The organism is Pedobacter sp. PF22-3 (genome assembly GCF_026239555.1).
Classification (GTDB): Bacteria; Bacteroidota; Bacteroidia; order Sphingobacteriales; family Sphingobacteriaceae; genus Pedobacter.
Window position 1 is genome coordinate 18296 of the sequence record NZ_JAPIVP010000009.1, and the last position, 22465, is coordinate 40760.

General features: G+C 36.9%; 21 protein-coding genes. 12 read left to right on the top strand and 9 right to left on the bottom strand.

Going from position 1 to position 22465, the window contains the following annotated elements; translation table 11 throughout:
• Positions 1–64: 64 nt before the first annotated feature.
• Positions 65–781 (top strand): hypothetical protein, encoded by a 717-nt coding sequence (locus OQX63_RS12800; RefSeq protein WP_265851260.1) that lies wholly within the window; start codon positions 65–67, stop codon positions 779–781.
• Here the strand turns inward: OQX63_RS12800 and OQX63_RS12805 are convergent.
• From OQX63_RS12805 to OQX63_RS12815, 3 genes are all read right to left on the bottom strand, one after another.
• On the bottom strand, positions 772–1098 hold the full coding sequence (locus OQX63_RS12805) for a DUF5615 family PIN-like protein (RefSeq protein WP_265851261.1): 327 nt from the start codon (positions 1096–1098) through the stop codon (positions 772–774). The genes OQX63_RS12800 and OQX63_RS12805 overlap by 10 nt on opposite strands.
• Positions 1082–1324: a DUF433 domain-containing protein gene (locus OQX63_RS12810; protein ID WP_265851262.1), complete on the bottom strand. Its 243-nt coding sequence runs from the start codon at positions 1322–1324 to the stop codon at positions 1082–1084. Before OQX63_RS12810 ends, OQX63_RS12805 begins: the two co-directional genes overlap by 17 nt.
• A gap of 236 nt (positions 1325–1560) precedes the next feature.
• Positions 1561–2751, bottom strand: coding sequence for an NAD(P)/FAD-dependent oxidoreductase (locus OQX63_RS12815; RefSeq protein ID WP_265851263.1), 1191 nt, complete (start codon positions 2749–2751; stop codon positions 1561–1563).
• 54 nt (positions 2752–2805) lie between these two features.
• Here OQX63_RS12815 and OQX63_RS12820 point away from each other — a divergent pair, with 54 nt between their 5' ends.
• The 4 genes from OQX63_RS12820 to OQX63_RS12835 all read left to right on the top strand — a co-directional run bounded on the left by OQX63_RS12820 (position 2806) and on the right by OQX63_RS12835 (position 6431).
• Positions 2806–3945, top strand: coding sequence for a 5-(carboxyamino)imidazole ribonucleotide synthase (locus OQX63_RS12820; RefSeq protein ID WP_265851264.1), 1140 nt, complete (start codon positions 2806–2808; stop codon positions 3943–3945).
• An 85-nt stretch (positions 3946–4030) separates the two neighbouring features.
• Positions 4031–4531, top strand: coding sequence for a 5-(carboxyamino)imidazole ribonucleotide mutase (gene purE / locus OQX63_RS12825; protein ID WP_265851265.1), 501 nt, complete (start codon positions 4031–4033; stop codon positions 4529–4531).
• Positions 4532–4610: 79 nt separating this feature from the next.
• The gene (locus OQX63_RS12830) at positions 4611–5417 is read left to right on the top strand and encodes a helix-turn-helix domain-containing protein (protein WP_322974401.1); all 807 of its coding nucleotides are present in this window, start codon (positions 4611–4613) and stop codon (positions 5415–5417) included.
• Between the two features lie 72 nt (positions 5418–5489).
• Positions 5490–6431 (top strand): nitrilase family protein, encoded by a 942-nt coding sequence (locus tag OQX63_RS12835; protein ID WP_265851267.1) that lies wholly within the window; start codon positions 5490–5492, stop codon positions 6429–6431.
• A 39-nt stretch (positions 6432–6470) separates the two neighbouring features.
• Here OQX63_RS12835 and OQX63_RS12840 read toward each other — a convergent pair whose 3' ends face one another.
• Positions 6471–7034: a YqgE/AlgH family protein gene (locus OQX63_RS12840; RefSeq protein ID WP_265851268.1), complete on the bottom strand. Its 564-nt coding sequence runs from the start codon at positions 7032–7034 to the stop codon at positions 6471–6473.
• A gap of 46 nt (positions 7035–7080) precedes the next feature.
• On the opposite strand from OQX63_RS12840, the gene pdxH reads away from it, so the two are divergent.
• The 4 genes from pdxH (at position 7081) to OQX63_RS12860 (ending at position 11500) form a co-directional block, all read left to right on the top strand.
• A complete protein-coding gene (pdxH, locus tag OQX63_RS12845; RefSeq protein WP_265851269.1) occupies positions 7081–7731 on the top strand; it encodes a pyridoxamine 5'-phosphate oxidase in 651 nt (216 codons plus the stop codon).
• Positions 7732–7821: 90 nt separating this feature from the next.
• Positions 7822–8715, top strand: a complete 894-nt coding sequence (locus tag OQX63_RS12850; RefSeq protein WP_265851270.1) for a 3-hydroxybutyryl-CoA dehydrogenase — start codon at positions 7822–7824, stop codon at positions 8713–8715.
• 31 nt (positions 8716–8746) lie between these two features.
• Positions 8747–9769, top strand: a complete 1023-nt coding sequence (gene ruvB / locus OQX63_RS12855; RefSeq protein ID WP_265851271.1) for a Holliday junction branch migration DNA helicase RuvB — start codon at positions 8747–8749, stop codon at positions 9767–9769.
• 222 nt (positions 9770–9991) lie between these two features.
• A complete protein-coding gene (locus OQX63_RS12860; protein ID WP_265851272.1) occupies positions 9992–11500 on the top strand; it encodes a bifunctional GNAT family N-acetyltransferase/carbon-nitrogen hydrolase family protein in 1509 nt (502 codons plus the stop codon).
• Positions 11501–11562: 62 nt separating this feature from the next.
• On the opposite strand, the gene OQX63_RS12865 is transcribed toward OQX63_RS12860, so the two are convergent.
• Positions 11563–11769, bottom strand: a complete 207-nt coding sequence (locus tag OQX63_RS12865; RefSeq protein ID WP_265851273.1) for a hypothetical protein — start codon at positions 11767–11769, stop codon at positions 11563–11565.
• Between the two features lie 137 nt (positions 11770–11906).
• Between OQX63_RS12865 and queG the strand changes: the two genes are divergently transcribed.
• Positions 11907–12845 carry a tRNA epoxyqueuosine(34) reductase QueG gene (queG, locus tag OQX63_RS12870; RefSeq protein WP_265851274.1) on the top strand — a complete coding sequence of 313 codons (939 nt, stop codon included), beginning with the start codon at positions 11907–11909 and terminating at the stop codon, positions 12843–12845.
• Here queG and OQX63_RS12875 read toward each other — a convergent pair.
• The 4 genes from OQX63_RS12875 to OQX63_RS12890 all read right to left on the bottom strand — a co-directional run bounded on the left by OQX63_RS12875 (position 12842) and on the right by OQX63_RS12890 (position 18329).
• Positions 12842–14527 carry an alpha/beta hydrolase-fold protein gene (locus OQX63_RS12875; protein WP_265851275.1) on the bottom strand — a complete coding sequence of 562 codons (1686 nt, stop codon included), beginning with the start codon at positions 14525–14527 and terminating at the stop codon, positions 12842–12844. The two genes, queG and OQX63_RS12875, sit on opposite strands and share 4 nt — an antisense overlap.
• A gap of 69 nt (positions 14528–14596) precedes the next feature.
• The gene (locus tag OQX63_RS12880; RefSeq protein ID WP_265851276.1) at positions 14597–15421 is read right to left on the bottom strand and encodes an AraC family transcriptional regulator; all 825 of its coding nucleotides are present in this window, start codon (positions 15419–15421) and stop codon (positions 14597–14599) included.
• Positions 15422–15459: 38 nt separating this feature from the next.
• Entirely contained in the window at positions 15460–17319 is a 1860-nt protein-coding gene (locus OQX63_RS12885; protein ID WP_265851277.1) for a M1 family metallopeptidase, read from the bottom strand.
• A gap of 56 nt (positions 17320–17375) precedes the next feature.
• Positions 17376–18329, bottom strand: coding sequence for a 3'-5' exonuclease (locus OQX63_RS12890; protein ID WP_265851278.1), 954 nt, complete (start codon positions 18327–18329; stop codon positions 17376–17378).
• Between the two features lie 184 nt (positions 18330–18513).
• Here OQX63_RS12890 and OQX63_RS12895 point away from each other — a divergent pair, with 184 nt between their 5' ends.
• A complete protein-coding gene (locus tag OQX63_RS12895; RefSeq protein ID WP_265851279.1) occupies positions 18514–20487 on the top strand; it encodes a DUF3857 domain-containing protein in 1974 nt (657 codons plus the stop codon).
• 1 nt (position 20488) lies between these two features.
• A complete protein-coding gene (locus tag OQX63_RS12900) occupies positions 20489–22396 on the top strand; it encodes a DUF3857 domain-containing protein (protein ID WP_265851280.1) in 1908 nt (635 codons plus the stop codon).
• Positions 22397–22465: the final 69 nt, after the last annotated feature.

Consider the following 22465-nt stretch of genomic DNA (forward strand, 5'->3'; position numbering starts at 1 on the left):
CTGAATTAAACTAAAAACGGAAACCAAACGTTTTATCCTTACATCAACACCTTTTTCTACCTGAATGAAAGTTTTTTGTTTTTACGTCCTGATGCTTTGCGTGCAAATCAGCTTTGCGCAAAAAACATTTATATTCCCTAAGATTAAAACACAAGGTACTTCTGTTGAACAGTTTACCCCGTCAAACTGGAAGGTTATCGATCAGGTTTATGGCGATTTAAACAACGATGCAACAGACGATTTAGCAGTAGTTTTTGAGTTTAACAGATCAATTGATGAAACTCGTGTTTATGGAGACAACAATACAGATATCATTAAAGAAACCCAGAAACCAAGAATATTGGCCATATTTTTTAAAGATAAATCAACAGGTACTTTAAATTTATCTACGCAGAACAATGATTTTATCTTGCGCTCAGAAGAAGGTGGTAAACTGGGCGATCCGCTCCAGCAGATTGCGATTAAAGACCAACAGCTTTATCTTCGTTTTCAGGGTGGTTCTGAGTGGCGCTGGGAGTTGGGCTATACCTTTAAATTTGAAAACAAAGATTGGTTTTTAACGAGCGCCATCAATCTTTACTTTAATCAAAATACTGGCGATATGACCGAAAGGGTTTATGATTTTAAAACCCGGGAATTATTTACTACCGTTGGCAATCTGCACAGAAGGGATATTGCTAACAGAAAAACAAGTGAGGTATTATATTTTTCTCAACTGAGAACTTTCAAAACCTTTAAAAAACCATGGGCATGGGAAATTATGCCAAATGTTTATTTGTAGGTGATTATGTTAGCACCAACTTTAAGATTCGATTTCAGTAATAATAAAATTTGAGGTATAAATTCTTTTAATGTCAAATAAGTATTATCAAATGCATTCAAAACGATTATTGGAAGTGTATATTTTGAAAAATTTTGTTGAAACTGAAGATTTTTATCAAAAGTAATCAATACATCAAATTCATCCGCAATCATTAACTTCAGTAATTCTCCATTCTTAACACCATTCCAACCCATGTCACGAACAGTATAAATCTCATGTTCTTCGAAATGTTCTTTTAATCTTTTGGGAAGGTTTTCATCAAAAAGCAATTTCATAGATTTTATCTATATGATCTGATGTTATCAATTTATTAGCAACTTCTAAGACACTAATAACCTGCTTTTTAGAAACACTTGGAAAATCTTCTAAAAATTCGTTAATGGTGATTCCCTTTTCGACATGGAAAAATAAGGTTTCAACCGGAACTCTAGTACCTGCAAAGACAGGTAAACCGCCTAAAATATCAGCATTTGTTGAAATTATATCTTTTAACGATTCCATAGTATATCAAATTTACTAAATTTAATCGTAAATTTTAAAGCCTAAATGATTTTGTTGCGTCTGAACTTTTCGCCAAAGACCTACTGTTTTAAGTTAAATAAACCTGATAAAGTGTAAAGCCCGGAGCGAGAGTGAGGACTTGGAACGATGGCAGGGCTGTACAATCCTAAGTATTACAGTCCCTCATTTCCAAAATAATATTTAAACCAATAACATTCAGTTGTCGACAACAAGTCTTATAAATTCTGCGCAATTACAAAACCACTGGCCCAGGCCCATTGAAAGTTGTAGCCACCCAGCCAACCCGTAACATCTAAACATTCGCCACCAAAAAACAGGTTCGGGATTTTTTTGCACTCCAAGGTTTTAGAAGAGATTTCATTCGTATCAATTCCACCGCGCATCACTTCGGCTTTATCGTAACCTTTATCGCCTGCGGGTTTAACCTTAAAATGGTGGATGGTTTGTTCAATTAAATCAATCTCTGCTTTCGTTAAAGCTGCAACTGGTTTACTTAAAGGTAGAAATTTACCCAACGCATCGGTAAACTTCTTGGTATAAATCCGGTTTAACAATGTCGACAATAAAGTTTTACCGTTATTTTTTCTTTCATCATCCAATAGCGAAATAATATGCTGATGTGGCAACAGATTTAAATTAATCGTTTCTCCCCTTCTCCAAAAAGAAGAAATTTGCAGAATAGCCGGCCCACTTAATCCCCAGTGGGTAAAAAGGATATTTTCTTCGAACGAAATTTCATCATTGCTGACTTCGCAAAAAACAGAATTGCCCGAAAGTTGTGCAAACCACTCTTCGTCTTTTCCGGTAATGGTTAATGGAACCAGCGCTGGTGCGGTTTCAATGATTTTTAAGTTGTGTTTCCTGGCAAAACGTAAAGCAAAATCGGTTGCCCCCATCTTCGGAATCGGTAACCCTCCTGCAGCAATTACCAGCTTTTCAGCTGTTAAAACAACTGTTTTTCCATTTTTCTCATAGCTTACTTTAAAAGCTTCAGGCAATATTTCGATATCCTTTACATCGGCATTACATCGAATTTCCTGCCCAAAATCTTCGCAAATTGAAGTAAAAACCTTTACCACATCTTTTGCATTTTTATGATCTGGAAATAATTGCCCTAAAGTTTTTTCTTTGCCTTCAATACCATAGGTTTCGAAAAAGCCAATGGTATCTTCTACCGTCCATTGTGTAAAAGCTGATTTCACAAAATGCGGGTTGGCAGATATAAATTGCTCAGCTGATGCATATTGGTTGGTGTAGTTACAACGACCTCCTCCTGAAATTAAAATTTTGGCACCTGGCTTTTCATTTTTCTCCAGCACAATTACTTTCTTGCCTAAATAGCCTGCCTGCACCGCACACATCAATCCACAAGCACCTGCCCCAATAATTATTGCATCAGCATTCATCAATAAAATTTATTATGGTTACTTTTGCACAAAAGTAGCATTATTTTCAAGCGCATGGCAAAACAGATTAGCGAATTAAAATTAGGTATTTTAGGTGGCGGACAATTGGGCAGAATGCTCATTCAACAAGCAATCAATTACAATGTAACTACATTAGTTTTAGACCCAGATCCTGATGCTCCCTGTAAACACATTTCCAATTATTTCGAAAACGGCTCCATTACCGATTTTGACACCGTTTACAACTTTGGAAAGAAAGCTGATATTATTACCATTGAAATTGAAAAGGTAAATATCGATGCGCTTGAGCAGCTCGAAAAAGAAGGTAAAAAAGTTTTTCCTCAATCGAGGGTGATCCGTTTAATCCAGGATAAAGGTGTTCAGAAACAGTTTTTTAAAGAAAATGATATTCCCACCTCTCCTTTCCAGATTGTAAATACAAAGGAAGATATGGAGAACTGTAATATCCCTTTTCCATATATTTTAAAACTGCGTAAAGATGGTTATGATGGCAAAGGGGTAATGAAAATCAATAGTGCGGCAGATCTTGAGAAAGCTTTCGATGCACCTTGCATTGTAGAAAAACTGGTCGATTTTGAAAAAGAAGTAGCCGTTATCGTGGCCCGTAATGCCAATGGCGATGTAAAAACTTTCCCTATGGTAGAAATGGAATTTAATCCGGAAGCCAATTTGGTTGAGTTTCTGATTTCACCCTCAACATTTGCTGAAAGTTTGCAACACAAAGCAGAAAACATCGCCAAGAACATTGCTTCAGCAATGAACATTACCGGAATTTTAGCGGTGGAAATGTTTGTATGTAAAGATGGCGAATTATTGGTTAATGAGGTAGCTCCCCGTCCACATAATAGCGGTCACCAAACCATTGAGGGCAACTATGTTTCTCAATTTGAACAACATTTACGATCCATTTATAACCTGCCACTTGGCGATACAAGCAGCATTACCAATGCTATTATGATCAATCTACTTGGCGAAAAAGGTTTTGAAGGTGTAGCCAGGTATGAAAATCTTGAAAAAATATTAGCTATTGACGGCGTCTATGTTCACCTATATGGCAAAAAGTACACTAAACCTTTCCGTAAAATGGGCCATGTAACCATTGTTGATATCGACAGGGAAAAAGCAATTGAAAAAGCACGTTTTGTACAAAAAACATTGAAGGTAATTGCATAAGCCCCCTAGCGCCCTGAAGGGGGGAACTAATAGCGAGGTGGAAATACAAAATTTTAGAAGAAGTAAAAAAGAAATATAAATAGATATGAGTCAAGGAAATTCAAATTCGGCCTTAGTAGGAATTATAATGGGGAGCAAATCAGATTTGCCTGTAATGCAAGATGCTGCAGATGTATTAAAAGAATTTGGAATAAATTACGAAATCACGGTGGTTTCCGCCCACAGAACACCAGAACGCATGTTTAATTATGCTAAAGAAGCGCAAGGACGTGGTTTAAAAGTAATTATTGCCGGTGCCGGTGGTGCCGCTCACTTGCCAGGAATGATGGCTTCTATCACTACTTTACCCGTAATCGGTGTTCCGGTTAAATCATCAAACTCCATTGATGGCTGGGATAGTATTTTATCAATCTTACAAATGCCGAATGGCATCCCTGTGGCTACAGTGGCATTAAATGCTGCTAAAAATGCAGGCTTATTGGCTACTCAGATTTTAGCAACTGCTGATGAATCTTTAACGGTTAAAATGCAGGCTTATAAGGATGAACTGAGAAGAAAAGTGGAAGAGAGTGCTCTGGAAATGTGATAAGCGCAGAAAGTCTAACGTTTGGAAATCAAAAGAAGAATTAAAATACCTTTTATCTATTTTAATTTCGATGTAATTCATGCAAATACCGCCATCACCAGCTCTGAGCAATATTGTTAGACACTACCTGATTCTTTCAAGCGATGTCTGTATAAAACATGATTTTAGATTTTTTTCTGATGGAAGTCCCGGAATTGTTTTTCACAGGAAAATACCCTTTTCACAGAAAAACAAATTGGATGGTAATTTTAATATACAGCCTAAATGTTTTGTATACGGACAGATTACGCATTTTAACACCTTATCCACTACAGCAAAAACAGATATGCTAATTGTTGTTTTACAACCATTTGCCCTATTTAAATTGTTTAATATTGCTGCTTTTGAGGTTAATGATAAAACCATTTCGTTTGATGAATTAACTGGTCATTCTGGCCGTTTACTTTTAGAAAGAATTCAGGAACAACCTGAAAATGTTGTAGCTATTCATTTGATTGAAGATTTTTTGTTAGGGCTGCATATTCAAAATACTCATAATGATAAAATAATATTTACTTCGCTCCAGCATATTTATGCTCGGAAAGGAATGAGCAGTTTAACGAAAATGCTAAAAGAAGTTCCTGCAACTGAAAGACAGCTGGAAAGAAAATTTCGTGAACACATCGGCTTAAGTCCAAAAAAGTTTGTTGATATTGTCAGGTTCAGATACTTACTTAAATGCCTCAAACAAGCAAATCAGCATACAAATATTTCATCAATTAGTTATAGTTGTGGCTATTATGATCAATCACATTTAAATAACATCTTTAAGAAATTTACCGGTTTAACGCCACTTCAATACCAAAGCAACAGTAATTTACTTGCGGTTAATTTTCTTTTGCTTTAACATATTGTCGCTTTTTTCCAATTTTTAAAATAGCTTTCTACTCATCTTCGTATTAACAATTATGATAACGAAATGAAAAATTTAAAAATTGCTACTGCACAGTTTGAAAACAAAAGTTACGATAAAGCATATAATCTGAGTGTTATAGAAAAACTTTCAAAGGAAGCTGCAGAAAAAGGTGCCAACGTCATTAATTTTCATGAATGCTCCATTACAGGTTATACTTTTGCCAGAAATTTAAGTAAACAGCAGATGCTGGAGCTAGCGGAAACTATTCCCGATGGCCACAGTATAAACGTATTGATATCTATCGCAAAGAAATATCAGATTACAATATTGGCAGGGTTGTTCGAAAAAGATCACGAAGAAAACTTATATAAAGCGCATGTTTGTGTTGATGAAACAGGTTTTGTAACAAAACATAGAAAACTTCACCCTTTTATCAATCCAAACCTTTCTGCTGGAACAAACTATACCATTTTTAATATTCATGGATGGAAGTGTGGAATTCTGATTTGTTATGACAATAATATAATTGAAAATGTACGTGCCACTGCATTACTTGGTGCTCAGATTATATTTATGCCCCATGTAACCATGTGTACGCCATCTACAAGACCAGGTGCAGGCTTCGTTGATCCAGAATTATGGAAGGATAAAGAAACAAATGCTAAACAGCTGCGTGAAGAATTTGATAGTTTAAAAGGAAGACAGTGGCTAATGAAATGGCTGCCCGCACGAGCTTATGATAATGCCATTTATGCAATTTTTTCTAATCCTATCGGGATGGATGACGACCAGTTAAAAAACGGATGCTCAATGATTATTGATCCCTTTGGTGATGTAATTGCCGAATGTAGATCACTAGAGGATTCTTTTGTGATAGCAGAGTTAAATCCAGAAAAGATAATTCAGGCTGGGGGTTATCGCTATTTAGAAGCGAGAAAGCCAGAATTATATGGAGAAATTATAAGCAAAGCCCATAAAAGCGTTCAAAAAGTGATATGGCGATAAAACAGTTTACAATTTCCTGTTGATCGTTATCAGTTAAACTTAATTCAAACTCGGATCAATTGGAAAATTGCTTACATGCGCATATTTTGGTCCGAGATTTACAATTACATCCCGCCAAAGCCTTTCATCATCATTGCTAAAAATAAGATCAGGGTTAAAAATATCGCTCACCATCCATGCATTCTGCGTTATTTCACGATCAAGCTGACCATGATCCCAGCCTGAATAACCCATAAAAAATTTCACTTCATCCTGGTTTATCACATTGGTATTTAACAGGATTTTAAGTGTTTCAAAATTTCCGCCCCAGTATAAACCATTACCAATGGGCTCACCGCTGTGTAATTTATCATAACACCTATGGATAAAGTGTAAGGTATCTGCAGCAACAGGACCACCGAAATAAATGTAATTTTTTGAATCCCATAAATCCTGTATTACATCGTTCAATACCAGATTTCCTACCTGGTTAAGAATATAACCTACAGTTCCTTCATCACCATGTTCGGTTAATAATACCACAGATCTCTTAAAATTAGGGTCAGCCATAAATGGTTCTGAGATCAGCAAGCGGCCGGTTTTTGGTTTTATATTGTTCAGCATGATGATAATCATTTGTTACACCGTAAAAGATGCCTATTTTTGTTAAATGCAAGTTACAAATGAATTTCTACAAAACCTGCGCCAAGATTACAAAAGCGCTTCGCTAGACGAATCTGACGTAGATCAAGATCCGATTGTCCAGTTTCAAAAATGGTTTCAACATGCGGTTGATGCCCAGATATACGAACCAAATGTAATGACTTTGGCTACAGCCGATAAAGCTGGCCGTCCAGATGCCCGCATTGTGCTGTTAAAAGGAGTAGATGGAAATGGTTTTAGATTTTTCACCAATTATCTGAGTGCCAAGGGTAAAGAATTAAAACGTAATCCTTATGCAGCATTGGTGTTTTTCTGGCCTGAATTGGAAAGACAGGTGAGAATTGAAGGGACAGTAGAAAAACTGGATAAAGAAACTTCGGAAGCCTATTTCAACACCAGACCGATTGCCAGCCAGATTGGAGCTGTAGTTTCCCCGCAAAGCCAGATTATTCCAAACAGGACATTTTTAGAAGAAAAAGTTGAAGAACTTAAAGCTAAAAGTGCCGACAAGGGGGTTGCTAAACCAGCGCATTGGGGCGGTTATATTGTTAAACCAACAAGAATAGAGTTTTGGCAAGGAAGAAGAAGTCGGCTGCACGATAGGATAAACTTTGAACTGGTAAAAGGAAGCTGGACCAAAACCAGGTTGGCTCCATAACGTTACTTATAAAAATCAAGAGATCGGCTTTGCTGTTGATCTTTTTAACGATCATTTAATCATAATTTTCTTTTTTTAATCTTCTAAAGGATGAAACAAATCGCAGTTATAGGATCTGGCACCATGGGAAATGGTATTGCTCATACCTTTGCACAATTTAACTATAAGGTTAACCTGATTGATATCAATCAAGCTGCATTGGATAAGGCCATACAAACCATCACCAAAAATTTAGACAGACAGGTTGCCAAAGGAACCTTAACAGAAGAGCAGAAAGTAGCCTCCTTAAATAATATCGTAACATATACCTCAATAAAAGATGGTATTCAAAGTGCTGACTTAATTGTGGAGGCCGCTACGGAAAATGTAGATTTAAAACTGAAGATTTTTAAGGATTTAGATGAGTATGCGCCTGCACACGCTATTCTCGCCTCTAATACTTCTTCTATTTCCATCACACAAATTGCTGCCGTAACCAATAGAGGTGATCAAGTGATCGGAATGCACTTTATGAATCCTGTGCCGGTGATGAAATTAGTAGAAGTAATAAGGGGGTATGCCACAAGTGATGAAACGACCAGTGCCATTATGCAGCTATCACAGCGCCTGGAAAAGGTTCCTGTTGAGGTAAATGATTATCCTGGTTTTGTGGCTAACCGCATTTTAATGCCCATGATTAACGAGGCCATTTATACGCTTTATGAAGGTGTTGCTGGTGTGCACGAAATTGATACCGTGATGAAACTAGGAATGGCTCACCCAATGGGTCCTTTACAGTTAGCCGATTTTATTGGTCTGGATGTTTGCCTGGCCATATTAAAAGTATTACATGATGGTTTCGGTAACCCTAAATATGCTCCTTGTCCATTATTGGTAAATATGGTGGCAGCAGGTAAAAAAGGGGCTAAAATGGGTGAAGGCTTTTATAAATACACTTCTGGATCAAAGGATCTTATTGTTTCAGATAAATTTAAAAAATCCTAATTTTTTTAGCATTTAATTTTATATTTGCTGTATGAATGAGCATCTGGACCCTGAAGCAAGCAACCTTACCCCTACCGATCGTGATATTGAAAGGGTTTTAAGGCCGCAGGCTTTCGAAGATTTTACGGGGCAGGAAAAAGTGATGGAAAACCTGAAGATTTTTGTTCAGGCAGCGAAACTTCGTGGCGAGGCTTTAGATCATGTTCTATTGCATGGTCCTCCGGGATTAGGTAAAACTACACTTTCTCATATCATTGCCAATGAAATGGCTACAGGTATTAAAGTAACATCTGGTCCGGTATTGGATAAACCTGGCGACCTGGCTGGTTTATTAACTGGCCTGGATGAAGGCGATATCCTTTTTATTGATGAGATCCATCGTTTATCTCCTCTTGTGGAAGAATACCTGTATTCCGCAATGGAAGATTTTAAAATCGATATTATGCTCGAGACTGGTCCGAATGCACGTTCCGTCCAGATATCGCTTAATCCTTTTACGTTGGTTGGCGCCACTACACGCTCTGGTTTGTTAACAGCGCCTTTAAGAGCCCGTTTCGGAATTAATGCCCGTTTGGCCTACTACGACGCTAAATTACTTACTACAATTGTGCTACGCTCTTCTGAAATATTAAAAACGCCTATAAGTGACGAAGGCGCCTATGAAATTGCCCGCCGTAGCCGTGGTACGCCCCGTATAGCCAATGCGCTTTTACGCAGAACAAGAGATTTTGCGCAGATTAAAGGAAATGGAAGTATCGACACAGGAATCGCCCGTTATGCGTTAGATGCACTAAACGTAGATGAACATGGTTTAGATGAAATGGATAACCGTATTCTGGTCACCATTATCGACAAATTTAAAGGTGGCCCAGTGGGATTAAAAACTATTGCCACGGCTGTTGGAGAAGATGAAGGCACCATTGAAGAGGTTTATGAACCATTTTTAATCCAGGAAGGCTATATCATGCGCACTTCACGTGGTAGAGAAGTTACCGAAGCGGCTTACAAACATTTAAAGAAAAACTATCCTGGGCAAACGGGGAAGTTGTTTTAAATGCTTTATACACTCATTAAGACCCTGACCTGGAGCGAAGCGGAAAGCTACGCAGTAAAATAAATTCGATAGCTATCGGATCAGGGTGACGTTACTCGGGTTACTATTTCATCAAATCAAACGTTGCGTCCTCCTGAACTTGTTTCAGGATCTTCAAAGAAATATACAGTCCACTTGAACATTTAAGCCCTTTTAGTGTTCATAACATAGAAATCAAACATTATGAATATTGAATTACGTAAACTAACGCTCGAAGATTACGCAGATCTTAAAGAATCAATGCAACAGGCCTACGACAGTATGGGAGGTTCCATCTGGCCAAAATCCAGCATCGCAAAACTTATAAATATTTTTCCCGAGGGGCAGCTCTGTATTGCAGTTGATGATAAGGTTGTGGCCTGCTCATTGGCTATTATCGTAGAATACGACGAATATGGAGACCGGCACACCTATAAATTGATCACTGGTGATTATTCTTTTACCACACATGATCCAAATGGCGATACGCTTTATGGTATCGAAATTTTTGTTCACCCTGAATACCGTGGGCTCCGCTTAGGCAGAAGACTATATGAAGCCAGGAAAGAACTCTGTGAAAGCCTTAACCTCAAAAGCATTATTGCCGGCGGAAGAATTCCTGGTTACCATGAATATGCGGAGAAGTTAAGCCCGAGACAATATATAGATAAGGTAAAGGCAAAAGAAATTTACGACCCTACACTTACTTTTCAGATTTCGAATGATTTTCACGTCAGAAAAGTATTAAAGAATTATTTACCAGGCGATAAAGAATCAAAAGAATATGCTACCCTAATAGAATGGAATAACATTTATTACCAGGGTATTGATGCTTCGGCCCGCTCGGCAATGACCATCCGTTTAGGTTTAGTGCAGTGGGAAATGCGTTTATTTCCAAATATGGAAGCTTTTTACGAACAGGTAGAATTTTTTGTAGATGCATTGAGCGGTTACAAATCTGATTTCGTGATGTTTCCTGAGCTATTTAATACACCGCTGCTCCAGCCATACAATCACTTACCAGAAATTGAGGCCATGCGCAAGCTTGCTGAAAAAACGGAAGAGATTGTGCAGAAAATGCACGAATATTCATTGAGCTACAACACTAATATTATTACAGGTAGTATGCCGCTCATTGAAGATGGCAAATTATACAATGCCACCTACCTTTGCCACCGCACAGGTAAAATAGATGAGTATAGGAAAATCCACATCACGCCAAATGAGCAAAAATATTACGGCATGATTGGCGGCGATAAGGTGCAGGTTTTTGATACTGATTGTGGTAAAGTAGGTATTTTGATCTGTTATGATGTAGAATTCCCAGAATTGAGCCGGATTTATGCCGAGCAGGGCATGCAGATTTTATTTGTACCTTTTTTAACTGATACCCAAAACGGTTATACACGCGTTCGTCATTGTGCGCAGGCAAGGGCAATAGAAAATGAATGTTACGTGGCCATTGCAGGTTGCGTGGGCAATTTACCTAAAGTGAATAATATGGATATTCAATTTGCCCAATCAGCAGTTTTTACCCCTTCCGATTTTGCTTTTCCAACCAATGCCATTAAAGCAGAGGCAACACCGAATACAGAGATGGTATTGGTGGTAGATGTGGATCTCCATTTATTAGACGAACTGCATCATTATGGAACGGTAAAAGTACTAAAAGACAGGCGAAAAGACCTTTACCAGGTTAAACTTTTAAAATAAGAGCTATAAAAAAATGCCGGTCAAATTAATGTACCGGCATTTCATTTTTAATCTAAAGCTAATTATTTTCTCATCACAAACCATATAATCAGACCGATAATTATAGCTATTGGTATTACCCATTTTAGCGCTTGCCCTGCTCCATTCTCATCTTTTTCTGTAACCGCTGGTTTTGCAGGTCCTGGATCTTCTTTGTGACTTTCGTAATCTTTTTCAATCGGTTTCGGAGCTGCTCCTGATTCCGTATGTTGTGGATCTATATTTTCCATAGCTAGTATTCTAAAAGCTCTCCCTTTCTAGTTGTTACACCAATCAGGTGAACCATAATTAATTAATTTAGTTTCTGCATGTAGAACAAGCGATTAATAAAAATGTTTTAAATGCTAAGCCTTATCTTTGCAATCCGGTGTACAACAATTCTGCAAAATATAGTCAGCTAATTAAAGAAGAAGCTTTACGCTTGGGCTTCCTGTCCTGCGGTATTGCTAAAGCTGAATTTCTTGAGGAGGAAGCACCAAGACTGGAAAATTGGCTCAACCAAAACCGGCATGGTGAAATGAAATACATGGAAAATTATTTTGATAAACGCCTTGATCCCAGATTACTGGTTGATGGTGCTAAATCGGTAATTTCCTTATCATTAAACTATTATACTGAAGAAACGCAGTCAGACCAGAACGCACCGAAAATTTCCAAATATGCTTACGGACAGGATTACCATACCGTAATCAAAGAGAAATTAAAAGAACTTACTCATTTTATAGAAGAAAATATCGGAGAAGTTTCTGGAAGGGCATTTGTAGATTCTGCCCCGGTTTTAGACCGTGCCTGGGCGAAAAAATCGGGTATTGGCTGGATTGGTAAAAATTCTAATCTGATTAGCAAAACAGACGGTTCCTTTTTCTTTCTTGCGGAATTGATAGTTGATCTTGAGTTGGATTACGATCATCCTTACCAGGCTGATTACTGTGGAAGCTGCACCCGTTGTTTAGATGCCTGCCCTACTGATGCCATTATTGCACCTCAGGTTGTAGATGGAACGAAATGTATCTCCTACCTCACCATTGAGCTCAAAAATGAAATCCCAAATGAGTTTAAAGATAAAATGAGCAACTGGATGTTTGGCTGCGATATCTGTCAGGATGTTTGCCCTTGGAACCGTTTCTCTAAAGCGCACAATGAAGAGGCCTTTAAGCCCGGGAATGGATTACTGGATTTGAACGCAAAAGACCTGACCGAAATTACAGATGATGTTTTTAAAAAGGTTTTTAAAGGATCGGCAGTTAAGCGCACTAAATTTACCGGACTGAAAAGGAATATCGATTTTCTGAAACCAGAAAATTAGTTTGATATTAAAATTTCTATCTGATCAATCCAAACTGCCTTGCGATCGTAAGTTTTATTAAAATTATCCAGTATGATTTTTTTATCATAAACAGCCATTTTTTCAGTTCGTTTAATTCCATTTATAAAAATAGATACCGGTTTAGCTACATCAATCATTTCTGGTGATAGAAAGATGGTCAGCGATTTAACCCGTGATGTTTCTATATGAAATTCGTTATTGCTAAAAGTAGCCCTGACTGCCCCCGATTTTCTTGGAAAGTTAAATGCTTTAAATAATGTATCGGTTGTAATAACTGTATCTTTTGATTGATCATAATCAACTACTTTAAATATATCAAAATTTATTCTTTTGTGCCAGTCTGCTGGTTTAGTGGTCGTATCCAATGCTGTAATCTGGATCCAGTCTGTTTTGCCATATTTCACATCATCGCATTCCCAATAAATGGATTTTTGAAATGGATTTCTGGTTCTGCTTTTTAAATCCTTAAATAACAACTGGTAAGCAGGTTCAGATTCATCAAATTGCGGAAACCAGTGAGGCCACCCGTTATATCGGTGATCCTGATAATCTGCCCCCATTTTTTTCATGATTACATTTAAAGAATCATTTGCATCTGGTGGAAAGTAGTAATCTTCATCCGTAGACACATTAAAAAACGATCTGTTTAAAATATTGCGCACAAATGTGCCTCCGGTTCTAACCTTTGGCTGTGTGTTAAATCCATAAAAGCTTGCAAACGGACTTTGTTGCTTCATTAAATAAGAAAAAGAACCTGTTGCTCCATTTGAATGCCCGGTGACGAAAACTTTATCATCATCAACATTGATGGATTTTTTAATCTCCCTTAGCATTGCCGGTACCATGAAGAAACCATCATCGGGATACATCCAGTTATATCTCTTTGAACCTTTTGGATAAACCATTATTACCTCATTCACAGCGGCATATTTAGTATAATATCTATTCCAGCCATCCATAACCGAGGATGCATTTTGAAAACCTGAAAGGCCATTACTACTTACCGCACCATGAAGAAAAAACAATACAGGATAGCTTTTTTTCGGATTATAGCGTGATGGTAAACTAACATAATATGAGGTAATTAAGCTATCTGTCACTTTAAATTCGACGGAATAACCAACGTACTTTTTTGCCTGATAGGCATTGAAGGATTTAATCTTCTGATAAACCTGTTTGCCATCCTTAGCTTTAAAATAAGTATCCTGTTTTAAGGGGCCTGCCTGGAATTCATCCTGCCGATCGTGCAACGTTTTAAAAAAAACTGCCTTCATCTTTTGCGCTTTCGCCAATACGATTAGCCATCTGCTATCGCTAAAAAGATTTTTATATTCATTTTGAGGATATTCAAAAGTTAAATAATCCCATGTCGTTCTTTCATCATTATTTAGCGCCAGGAAATGATTTATATATTCGAATGCACCATTAGTATCTTTAAGTTCTGAAGCTAAAACAGATGCTTTATAGAGAGACTGGTCGCCAACCTCTTTTGGAAATAGTATAAATGCCTTTTTATATAAGTTAAGAGATTTTCTGTAATCTACAGTATCCTTTGCAGCCCACATCAGGTTTAATGCACTATCAGTTAACCTGGTGTAGGTTTGGGCATTTAGTTTTAAACCAATACTTAAAAACAAAAACAGGATCACAATTTTCTTCATGACTATTGATTTAGATCCTCAAATTTAAGAGAGAATTGGATGCCATAATTGTAAAATTGGGACATTTGGCTAACTGCTAAACTTCCAGAAGGTATCCTCTTTACCAATAATCTTTCCATCATTAAAAAACTTGGCTGGAGCAACACCTGTGAGCAATTTGCAGGCTTTAATAAAATGAGATTGATCGGTATAGTTTGCCCGATGAGAAAGATCAGATAGGTTCTGATCACTGTTACTACTTAACTTATTCGACATTAATTCTCTAAAACGTACAATCGACCTGTATTTCTGTGGACTGATATTAAGATATTTATGAAATAGCCGGTTTAAATGTTTTCTGCTGATGCCTAGTTTATTTTCAGCAATCGAATCAATTGAAATATCATCAACGTTATCGCGAAATAAGTCTATTGCTTTTTCGATGTATAAGTTCTCAACTTTAGCATATCGCTTAATAAGCATATGATCAACTAAAGTAATAAGTTTTTCAGTATTACTTGTTCCGAATAACTGCTTAATTTCTTCCTCCTCAAAAAACGAAAAATTTTCATCGAATGCCAATAATGATGAACCATTTAAAAATTGATTAATTCCAAAGGGGTTAAAAACAATGGCTATTTTAAAAACAGCTCCAGTTTGCGTAACCTTTAATGGCCGTTCTCTGATCGGGGTATAAATTTGAAGAGGTTTCGACTCAATATCGAATTCTAAAGTGGCATGGTCTGTTTCGTATTTAAAACGATGACTGCTGTATAACGAGATGGTATTGTTATAATGAGGGTAGCAGATATACTCGTTTTCCTCATGTTGATCATCGGTAATGTGCAGGTAATAATAGCTTACATATTTCCTTATTAGTTCACTTTCTGGCTTAAAGGTTTCGAATATGCGCATTAAACAAGCTCATTAAATATCAATTCACCGTACCCGCTTTAATTCACCGAAAAACTATTATCACTTTTAACCTTATCTGGTGTGTGCGGATTTCCCATCACAACTTTAGATAGTTTTTTGGTAGTCTTCACTTCAAGGTTTACCATTCGGTCGCCTTTTTCCCATACACCAATCGTACTGTGAATTTTTTCAGTTGTACCGTTTTCAAAAGTTAGCGTCAAATCAATAGGCAATGGCTTAACACTCTTATTTTCAATACTTACCATATATCCACCTGAAGTTTTATCTACAGCTTTAATGGCCATATCTGTTACACCATCTTCAAAAAACCAAGCCTTCCAAAACCAGTTTAAATTTTTACCGCTACCCTCGTTTATACTGTTAAAGAAATCATATGGCATAGGGTGTTTACCATTCCAGTTTTGAATGTAAGTGTGCAAAGCTTTCGTAAACAGTTCGTCACCCAGATAATCTTTAACATACAAATAGGCTAAACCCGGTTTAGGATAAGAATTGGTAAAAGAGCCAGAACCTTTCAAATCAGGCGTTAAAGTCATAATCGGTGTATCATCTTTCCCTCCAGAAGATGAAGCGGTAGGCTGCACACCATACTCGTCTACTATGGTAGGATCAATCATTGGTGATATTAGCCACTCGCCAATAGTTGCCCAACCTTCATCCATCCAGCCATATTTGGTTTCATTTATGCCCATATAAAAAGGGAACATGGTATGGAAAATTTCATGATCCGTTAAGGTAATGGCATCAACCCTATTGTCTACCGGATTATCATTTACCATCATTGGATATTCCATCTGGTCTAATCCATCAAATATCGTTTCATGGTTGTAAGGGAAAGGCCATTTCGGAAAAGTATAACTCATGGCTTCCACCGTTTTACGCGCAAAATCTATCACTTCATAATAATCTTTATGCATGGGGTTAAAAACAGCGTCTACACGCGTCCTTCTTTTCGTTTTAGGATCAACCACCAAACTGCTCGATTTCCATAAATAATGATCGCTCAAAGCGAAAACAAAGTCAGTCACATTTTTGGCTTCGAATTTAAAAGTATTAGAGGATTTAGGTTGTGTTACCTTTTTATCGGTTAAATCTTTAGCGGTAATTACATCAATTACAGCATCATTTTTTTCTGCAGCTAACATCCTGGAAACAATATCCTTCTGGAAAACTTCTGAAGGGTTTTTCAGATCACCGGTTGCCCACACACCATAACTACCTGGTACCGTAATGGAAGCGTTAAACTGATCAAAGTCATTATAAAATTCTTCAGCACCCGTATATGGGAATTTATTCCAGCCATCAATATCATCATAAACGGCAATACGCGGAAAGAAGTAAGCGATAAAATATGAACCATCATCTACTTGTCCTGTACGTACATGCGATCCTTTATTTAAAGTATAACTATAATCAATTGAAAAACTAATCGTTTTCCCTGGTACAACCGCAGGAACATTAACAGTCATATTTGTTCCATCAATTTTAAAGTCAGTAATTGATTTTCCGTTCGCTGCCATCTTTTCAATAGCCACTCCATCACCAAGATCAGACGCCGCCATTTTTGATTTTCTTGGTGTTCCTTTTTTATATAAATTTGGGTACAGCTTAAACCAGATTTCCTTCAAAGTATCCGGACTGTTATTGGTATACGTTACCTGAACTTTCCCCTTTAACAACCTACTATCAGGATTAAAATCTATATTCAAATCATATTTAGATGTATTTTGCCAATAATTCTTCCCGGGTTTACCATTTACATTCCTGGTTTCTTTCTGGTAGGCTTTATGAAAAACGGGTTCTATCGGCAGCGTAGTTTGTGCACTTGCATAAATTGCTGCGCAAAATAACAGGCTAAATATTTTTATAGATTTCATTTTTTGAGCTTAGGGCCTGGCGCAATGCGCATAGCGTTTAATAATTGTCCAGTCTGCTACTTACCAAACTTCATTTTCAGTTGTTCCAACATATCCGTATCGATCGGCTTTGCAGGTTTTTCCGGCTTCGGCTGAGGTTTTTGTTGATATTGAGGTTTATTTGCAGAAGTATTATGCTGAGGTCGTGCTGGCTTGTTCTCATTTTTCTTCGCATTGAATTTTGCCCATTCCTCGTCTAACTTCTTCTTTGTGTACAATGGAAAATCGCCATTTTTCATCCAGGCGTAATAACTGGGCTCTACTGAAAATACCTGCTCAGTGGTTTTACCTTTATGCTTACCAAAGTTAAAACATACCTCATCGTTATCATTGTAAACCAAACGACCAGCAAAATCAACAGGTTTATTAATATTAGTGAAGATATGCAGTGCATCCACATCGTTTACAACCGGAATGCTCTTTACACCTTGTTTACTCTCAAACTCAGTTTCTTTATACATTTCCAGCTGGCCAAGTAAAACTTTGTAAGTAGCAATTACATCAGCCTCTGCAGCATGCGCATTAATTAAATCTTCCTGACAATAGAATTTATACGCTGCTTTTAAGGTACGTTGTTCCATTTGGTGGAATATATTCTGTACATCAACAAATTTGCGGTTGTTCATGTCGAAATCTACTTCAGCCCTTAAAAATTCTTCCAAAAGCATTGGGATATCAAATTTGTTTGAATTGTATCCAGCCAGGTCACTATCCCCAATAAATTCAGCAATTTCTGCAGCTAAAGTTTTAAAAGTAGGCTCGTTAGCAATGTCTTCATCATAAATACCATGTATTAACGACGTTTGCAAAGGAATTGGCATTTCTGGATTTACGCGCCAGGTTTTAATTAGTTCAGAACCATCTGGCATGGCTTTTAAAATCGCTATTTCAACGATCCTGTCAGCTCCAACATTAACCCCGGTAGCTTCTAAATCAAAAAATGCTAAAGGGCGCTTTAAATTTAATTTCATTTCTTATGATGTGAGATTGGCGACATTAGATTTGAATCGGAATGTCAAATTCTTTTTTTTCAAAAGTGCTAAAAAGGTTTCATTAGTTCTGTAAAACAGCCTTATTAATTTATAAATTTAATTGTCAAATTATTTCAGAATATTGGTTGCTAAGATTAAATTGCAAAAATTTACACACGCTCAGATGAATAAGGCATTAGCTCTGTTATTACTTGTATTTTTATCATTAACCATTCACGCTCAAGACTTTAAATTCGGATCGATTACTTATGACGATTATGAATTCGACAGAAAGAAATTAGATAGTAATGCCAATGCAATAGTTTTAAAGGAATTTGGCACTGCATCTATACAAAGAGATGATATTACTGGAAATTTGGAACTGATTTTTGAGCACCATGTAAAAATCAAAATCTACAATAAAGAAGGGTTTAAAGAGGCCAACATTGTTATTCCGACTTATAAAGATGAATCCCGAGAAGAAACAATCAGTGAATTAAAAGCTTCTACATTTAACTATGTAGACAATAATTTTGTGGAAACCATCATGGATAAAAAGGCCATTTTCACGGAAAACAGGTCGAAGTATACCAGATTCACCAAGTTTACACTTCCAAACCTAAAAGAAGGTGCAATTATTGAATATAGTTATAGATTAAGATCGCCCAACTTATTTAATTTCAGAACATGGGAATTTCAAAGCAACATTCCGAAGGTAATTAGCGAATATCTGGTTTATATTCCGGGTATTTATAATTACAATGTATCGTTACGTGGTTTTCAAAAACTGACTGATCAAAAATCAGAACTGAGCAAAGAATGTTTAAGGCTATCGGGCGTACCTATCGATTGTTCCAAAATCAATTACATGATGAAAAACATCCCGGCATTTATTGAGGAAGATAATATGACCGCGCCCAGCAACTTCAAATCGGCCATTTATTTCGAACTTTCTGATGTTCAGAACTTGAATGGAAGTAAAACTTCTTATACCAAAACCTGGAAAGATATTGATTACGAACTGTCGTCTTATAAAACACTGGGCGATCAGATGAAAAGGAAAGATGTCTTTAAAGACCTCATTCCGGAAATCACAAAGGGAAGTTTAACAGATCTAGATAAAGCAAAAGCCATTTATAATTATATTAAAAAACAGATCAAGTGGAATAATTACTATGGAAAGTATGCAGAAGATAATATCAAAAGGGCATTGGAAAATTGGTCAGGCAATGTGGCTGATGTTAATCTGAGTTTAATTGCCGCACTTTCTGCCGCAGGTTTAGATGCAGAAGCCGTGATACTTTCTACCCGAGATAATGGAACGGTAAACAAGCTATATCCGGTAATGAGCGATTTTAACTACCTCATTGCCAAAGTAAATATTGCAGATAAAAGTTATTTATTAGATGCTACTGAACCACTATTACCCTTCGGTTTGCTCCCCTTAAGGTGCATAAACGACCAGGGAAGGGTAATCAATTTAAAAAAGCCTTCTTACTGGATCGATTTAACGGCCAGTCAAAGAACAACTACCACTTACATCATGGATGGAAAAATGACCACTGATGGAAAAATTGTGGGCACGTTAACCACTTATACAATGGGTTATGCAGCATATGCAAAACGTAAAGAAATACTTAAATACAATGCTCAGGATGAGTATGTAGAGAAACTTGATGAGCGTTTAACCAGAATAAAAATATTGGATCATCAAATTTCGAACCTGGATAGCGTTGAAAATTCTTTGATAGAGAAATATGAGTTAGAGTTTACCATCAATGATGGTTCAAACAAAGATCAATTTTATTTTAGCCCGTTTTTTATCAATACCATTTCGAAAAACCCTTTCAATTTAAACGAACGCACCTACCCTGTTGATTTAGGTGCAGCGTCTGACGAGCGCATCACCGTTAATGTGCTTTTACCAGAAAAATACCAATTGCTGGAAAAACCGAAAGATATGGCTATTGCTTTGCCAAACGCCGGAGGAAAGTATTTGTTACAAACAAAACTGGAAGATAATACCATTTCAATGAGTCAGATATTACAGTTTAATAATGCAATTTATCAGCCAGATGAATACCTCTATCTAAAAGAATTTTACAGCAAAATCATCCAGAATCAAAAAACAGAATTTTTATTAAAAAAGGCAAATTAAAATGAAATTCTTATTCAGTTGCATTTCCTTGTTTTTAGTATCAGTTTCAGGCTTTGCACAAGATAACTATGATGTTGATTTAATTCCATCAAAGCTCCGTAACCGCGCCAATGCCTGTATCCGTAAAGAAGAAACAACTGTGGACATGCGCGCTCCTGATAATGTAATACTTAATGTAAAAAAGGCCATTACCGTTTTTAACCCAAATGGTGAAGATGAAGCCCGTTTGGTCATCTATTACGACAAAAACATTTCGATTAAAAGCATTAAGGGAGAAGTTTACAATAGTGTAGGGAAACTGACCCGAAAATTTTCCCAAAATGATTTTTCAGACATGAGCGCCGCAGATGGGTTTTCACTTTTTGTTGATAGCCGCGTTAAACATTATTTACCTTCAATAAATGAATATCCTTACACGCTGGTTTACAATTATGAAGTTAGAAATAAACAAAACTTAATTATTCCCGATTGGAATCCTAAACCGGTAGATGATGTTTCAGTGGAAAAAAGTACTTATACTTTTATCTGCAAACCAACAGACCAGATAAGAATTAAAACTCAAAATTATAACGGAACACCAGAAGTTATAACTGATGAGAAGCAGAAAAAAACGATTTGGACAGTAAATAACATGCTGGCTGCAAGACCTGAACACTACAGCCCGGCACGCGAAACTTACACTACCAATATCCATATAGCACCACAAACTTTCTACTATTATAATCATAAAGGCAGTTATACAAATTGGAAGGAACTTGGCAAGTGGATCTATGACGACTTATTGGCTGAACGTAAAGCCCTGCCTCCTGCTACGATCGGGATGATTAAAGATCTGGTCAAAAACGAAAAAACAGACAAAGATAAAGCCCGTAAAATTTATCAGTATTTACAGGATAAAACAAGGTACATCAGCGTTCAGATTGGTATTGGTGGTTTTCAGCCCATTGCCTCAAGTGAAGTAGACCGATTGGGTTATGGCGATTGCAAAGCTTTGGTCAATTACATGCAAAGTTTACTCCAGGCAGCCAATATAGCTTCATATTATTGTGTGGTATCTGCTGGCACTGAAAAGAAAAGCATGGATCCCACATATGCCAGTATGGATCAAGGTAATCATATTATCTTGTGTATGCCATTAAAGGGCGATACAACCTGGCTGGAATGTACCAGCCAAAAAATCCCATTTGGTTTTTTAAGCGGTTTTACCGATGATAGACTGGTGCTCGCCTGTACCGAAGACGGTGGAAAATTATTGCATACGCCAAAACTAACTACTGCTGAAAACCTACAGACACGTAAGGCTGAGTTAAAGATTCAACCAGATGGAAGTATATCTGGCAAGATGAACACTGTTTATGCAGGCTCACAATACGAAAACCAGGAACCACTGATTGGCAAACCCGTAACAGAGCAGCATAAATTATTAAAAGAAACGTACAATATCGACAATATCGATTTTGAAACGGTTTTGTTTGCTCAGAAAAAAGATATCAACCCTAAGCTGGTGGAAGATATAACTGTCAATATCAGAAATTATGCACCCGTGAACGGGAATAAAATGTTTTTACAGCTCAATGCTTTTAATGTAAAACGATCTATCGCTGAAATAAAAAACAGAACACTACCTGTTTACATTAACCGTGGTTATACGGATGAGGACACGATTATCTATATCCTGCCTGATAATGTAAATTCAGAATTAATTATTGGGCAAAATAAAACTTTTAAAAGTGTATTTGGCGAGTATACCTGCAAAGCAAGTTTAACAGGAAATAAATTAACCTATTACCGAAAATTTGTTTTAAACGATGGAACATTTCCAGCAGAAAAATACGCTGAATTTTCGAAATTTATAAACGATGTAAATGCTGCAGATTATTTAAAATTAGCGCTTAGCTTAAAAAAATAATTCCGAGGCCAATACCGATAATCATAATCAGGTACATCAAAATTTCTGTTGAGGCAAATTTTTTGTATT